Source organism: Parasynechococcus sp. (assembly GCF_042954245.1).
GTDB lineage: Bacteria > Cyanobacteriota > Cyanobacteriia > PCC-6307 > Cyanobiaceae > Parasynechococcus.
The window spans coordinates 1-4,162 of sequence record NZ_JBGKDP010000243.1 but is presented as its reverse complement, the minus strand read 5'-3'; the positions used below and the strand labels follow the sequence as shown (position 1 = coordinate 4,162).

At 62.8% G+C, this 4,162-nt stretch carries 3 protein-coding genes and 2 pseudogenes; 2 read left to right on the top strand and 3 right to left on the bottom strand.

Annotated features, from left to right (window positions below; all coding sequences use genetic code 11):
• Positions 1-441: pseudogene (locus ACGVJ8_RS11355) on the top strand (hypothetical protein); the annotation flags it as partial.
• A gap of 77 nt (positions 442-518) precedes the next feature.
• Here ACGVJ8_RS11355 and ACGVJ8_RS11350 read toward each other — a convergent pair.
• From ACGVJ8_RS11350 to ACGVJ8_RS11340, 3 genes are read right to left on the bottom strand one after another with little or no spacing between them, the layout of a single operon-like run.
• Positions 519-1,841 (bottom strand): hypothetical protein, encoded by a 1,323-nt coding sequence (locus ACGVJ8_RS11350; RefSeq protein ID WP_392348175.1) that lies wholly within the window; start codon positions 1,839-1,841, stop codon positions 519-521.
• Positions 1,838-2,491 (bottom strand): TIGR03943 family putative permease subunit, encoded by a 654-nt coding sequence (locus tag ACGVJ8_RS11345; RefSeq protein ID WP_392348173.1) that lies wholly within the window; start codon positions 2,489-2,491, stop codon positions 1,838-1,840. Before ACGVJ8_RS11345 ends, ACGVJ8_RS11350 begins: the two co-directional genes overlap by 4 nt.
• 13 nt (positions 2,492-2,504) lie before the next feature.
• Entirely contained in the window at positions 2,505-3,461 is a 957-nt protein-coding gene (locus tag ACGVJ8_RS11340) for a permease (protein WP_392348171.1), read from the bottom strand.
• Positions 3,462-3,579: 118 nt separating this feature from the next.
• On the opposite strand from ACGVJ8_RS11340, the pseudogene ACGVJ8_RS11335 reads away from it, so the two are divergent.
• A pseudogene (locus ACGVJ8_RS11335) lies at positions 3,580-4,162 on the top strand (hydantoinase/oxoprolinase N-terminal domain-containing protein); the annotation flags it as partial.

The following is a 4,162-nucleotide window of genomic DNA, read 5'->3' as shown; positions in this document are numbered from 1 at the left end:
GATGAAGATCGGGGCCTTAAGAATGGGCTGGGAGCAAAAGTTGCCTGGGCTTTAGGTGATGGTGATGTGAACTTTGCCTTGGCAGATGGGATTGAGGATCTTTTAAATGGTATTTATTTGTCACTCGATCACCGCCAGGGTTGGGAATCTGATGGCACCTATTTAGGTAACTACACCGACCCTCGTGTTGGTTTGGGCTTTACATTTGGTGGTGATGAAATCTCCTTGATGATTGAGGCTGGTCCTCGTTTCTATGTTCCCGGCAGCTATGCAGATTTAGATCAGCGCACTGACTTGGCTGGTGAAATCGAACTCTCTGTTTCCATCAGTGACGCCACGCTGTTCTTGCATTGGCAGCAAGCTTATAGCTGGGAAGATGCATCGGGCTGGGGAGAAGGCTGGCAACACCATGGCGGCACTGGCGTAACATTCACCTTCTAGGTTCCAACAATCGGTTGAACTTTGTTTGATCAGGAGGGCATCACTGCCCTCCTTTTTTAATGTCTATCTTCTGTAGCTCAGCCTGCATGCAGCCACTGAGCCTCGCTGATGGGTGTGTTGACCACCTTGATGAGCTTCAAGCTGTCGCCGTCGATCAGGCCGGCACGGGCATGGGTTTGGTTCGGTCGCGTCAGCGTCATCAGCAATTGGTTCGTTACCGGATTCCACTGGATGGGGCTGCCCGCCTTAAGCGTCCATGGCTCCAGGGCTCTACGTTGTGTCACCTCTCCCGCTTCGCTGATCAGCACCAGTTCGTGATTGCCCCGTTGCTGCTCCCAGCGCCCCAGCACAGCCCAGATCTGTTTGCCGCGGTTGTCGCAGGCCACCCCCAGCACCGCCTGATCACCGAGGTGCAGTTGCTTCGGCGCTTGCCCTGGAACCACCAGTTCGATCGAGCGTCTGTAATCGGGCCAGTGCCGGATCAGCACGGCCCGTCCTGAAGCACCGCAGAAGGTTCCCAGCTCCCTGCTCCCCGGCAGCATCTGCGACTTTTTCTCGGTTGCTTTCAGGGGCCGAAGGCTCAGCCCGTCGTAGGTGGGCATCACCACGCCCCCTCCAGCAGGCAGCAACTGCATCGGCCCGGAGGGTTTCAGTTCAAGAGCCTTCCGTTTGCCATCGGTCTGCAGCAGCAGGGCTTGGTCGCTTCCCGGCTGGAACCCACCGCTCTGCACCAGCAGATCACCGTTGAGATTGCTGCTGAGATGGGCGAAGAGCACCTCCCCTTTCAACAGGGGTTCCGTGCTGCTCAGCGTTGGTGGCCCCAAGGCCGCCAGGCTGTTGGCGGTGCTGCGGGGTGTCAGTTGGTCCCACCACACCTGTTCCGTGCCGTTCTGATCGCGTCCCACCAGCGCAATACCTCGGCCATTCCCGAGGGGGACGACGCTGGGGATAGCGGGCCAAACCCGACTGATCGGCATCCACTCTCCCGAGCGCGTCTGCAGTTGAACCTGCTCGCCTCCGTGCACAGGCCGCGTCACGATCAGCCAGGGTCTCGGGTCCCACCACCATTGCTGCTGCTCCAGCTGCAGACCGCGTTGGTCGTCCCCTGCGATCGATAGTTCGAGCGGAGCCGTGAGCACAACATCCGCAGCGATCACCATCCGCAGCGATGTTGTCTCCCCCAGCCATTGATGGGGCACGGTTGGAGTGATTCGGGTGGCTTCGCTGACCCGGGGCCGATCCATCGGGCGACTGAACTGCAGATCCAGAGCTGCGCTGCCGCTTTGCACCTGCTGGGGCACCAAGCGCAGCAGCCAGGGAGGCCTGCGCAACAGCAGCTGTTGCTGCGCCAGAACCGCAGCGCAGGCCATGAGCATCAGCAGCAAGGGCCGCCGCGTCATGGTTCCAGAGGCCGATCGGGCCTCGCAATCGGCGTGATGGTCGAAGGAATCACGACGGGGATGCGTCGTTCGTTCCGGGTTTGCACGCTCATCGTTCCCTCGATAGCCAACCACTGGTTGGTTTTGGGGTTGAACGACTCCGGCCACGCCACCCCCAGACCAGCGGGCGTGGCGTCGGCCAGGCAACAGCGCACCGTGAGCCTGGCGATCAGCGGTGGGCCCTGGGGCTGCCTCCAGACAAAACCGCTGATGCGCACAGGATTGCCCGCCACAAGGTTGGGGTCGGGCTGGCTGCGCAGCAAGCGCACCCATTCTGTGAGGCTGCGTTGTTCGGGGGGTAAAACAAAGGCCAACTCCGGTGGATCGGGCAGGCCCTGGGGGCGGTTGCTGGCCAGATCGCTGAAGGAGGGGCTCGGCGGAAGGATCAGCACCAGCGCAGCCATCAGGCCGCTGAGCAGCCAGGGCCAGGGCCAGCGTTCGTCTTGCTTCTCTCTTTTCAGCAGAAGGGCTACGCCCAGCATCAGCAAGACCAGGCCGGTGATCCCCACCAGGCCATGGAAGACCCCGCGCAGCAGCAGATCGAGGCGACCGCTGTAGAAGCTCCATAACAGCGTCAGGCTCCAGAGCATCAGCAGGGTTCCGCGCTTCAACACGACCGGCCCCTCACAGCAGCCACAGGTTGATCCACTGACCGATCAGCAGCACGCCAAGACTGGCACCGATCGCCGTGATCAGGATCGCCCTTGGCCGCATCAGTACGGTGAACAGGCCCGCGAGTTTGAGATCCACAACGGGGCCCAGCAAGAGGAAGGCCAGTAGGGCTCCTGGGGTGATCTGAGCGGCAAACCCCAGGGCAAGAAAGGCATCCACGCTGGAGCAGACCGACACCACCACAGCCAGCAGCATCAAGGCCAGGATCGATGCCGTCGGCGCGCCCCCCACGGCCAACAGCCAACTGCGCGGCAGCCAGGTCTGCACCAGGGCCGCAATCACACACCCCAGCACCAGCAGAGCCAGCAGATCGAGAAATTCGCGGCAGCTCTGATCCAGCACCTGCCAGGCCTTGAGGCGTCTGCCGCTGAGGGATCGTGGGGTGCTGGGTGATCCGCCGATCACACCACTGCTGCGCTGCAGCAGCCCCAGGTTACTGAGGGGCTGGCTCATGCGGCGTTCCTCCAGAAGCGCTGTTGCCAGGAGCTGCGTCTCGGGCAGTTGCACCAGCAACAGACTCAGCAGGATCGCCAGCAAAAAGGCCCCCAACGGCCGAGCCACCAGCAGCCAGGGCTGATCAGGAAACGCGGCCCAGGTGCTGGCCAGGACGATGGGATTCAGCACCGGGGCTGCAAACAGAAAGCCGAAGGCCGTGCCCATCGGGGCTCCGCTGGCCAGCAGACGGCGGGCGACGGGAACATTGCCGCATTCGCAGGCTGGGAGGGCAAAGCCCATCAGGGCCCCGATGATCGGTGCCAGCAGGGGGTTCTTGGGGAGCCGTTCGATCCAGGCACCCGATGGCACGGTCCATCGGGCCAGCCCTGCGATGGCAACGCCGAGCAGCAGAAACGGAACGGCTTCCAGCAGTAACCCCTGAAAGATCGCCCAGGCCGTGGCGAGCTTGTCCAAGCGTTCGGGCGTCAGTTGCCTTTCAACGTTCTCAGTTCAGGTCGCCCATCGGGGGGCATCGACTGGTTTGTTGATCGGCCTGCGCGGCAGGCTGGGGCGACGTTGGCCAGGGCCTGAGATGGGGTGGTGCTTCTGGATTGATCGCGGTGGCACCTTCACCGATCTGATCGGTCGCGATCCAGAAGGGCGGCTGCACGTGCGCAAGGTGCTCTCAGAGTAGGTCGGGTCCGGAGACCCTGCGGTGTCGGCCATGGAAGCGATGTTGGCTTCGGCTTCTCCACCCGTGGAGCTGGGGGACGTCGACGACGTGTGCCTCGGCACCACCGTGGCCACCAATGTGCTGCTGGAGGGGGCTGGTGCGCCGCTGCTCTTGCTCACCAATGCTGGGCTGAGGGATCAGCTGTGGATCGGCGATCAACATCGGGACGATCTGTTCGCGCTTGAGCAGCCCCAGCGCCCCTTCCTGGCGCAAACGGTGCTGGAGCTGGCCGGTCGGCTCGATGCCATGGGGGAGGAGGTGGAGCCCCTGGTGCTGGATCAGCCGCTGCGGCGGCGTCTTGAGGAGCTGCGCCGTTCCGGCCTGGACGTCGCCGTGGTGGCGTTATTGCATGCCCACCGCAACCCAGTTCATGAGCAGCGCTGCGCGGCATTGCTGCGGGAGCTTGGCTTTCACACCGTGGTCTGCTCCCACCAGGTGAGCG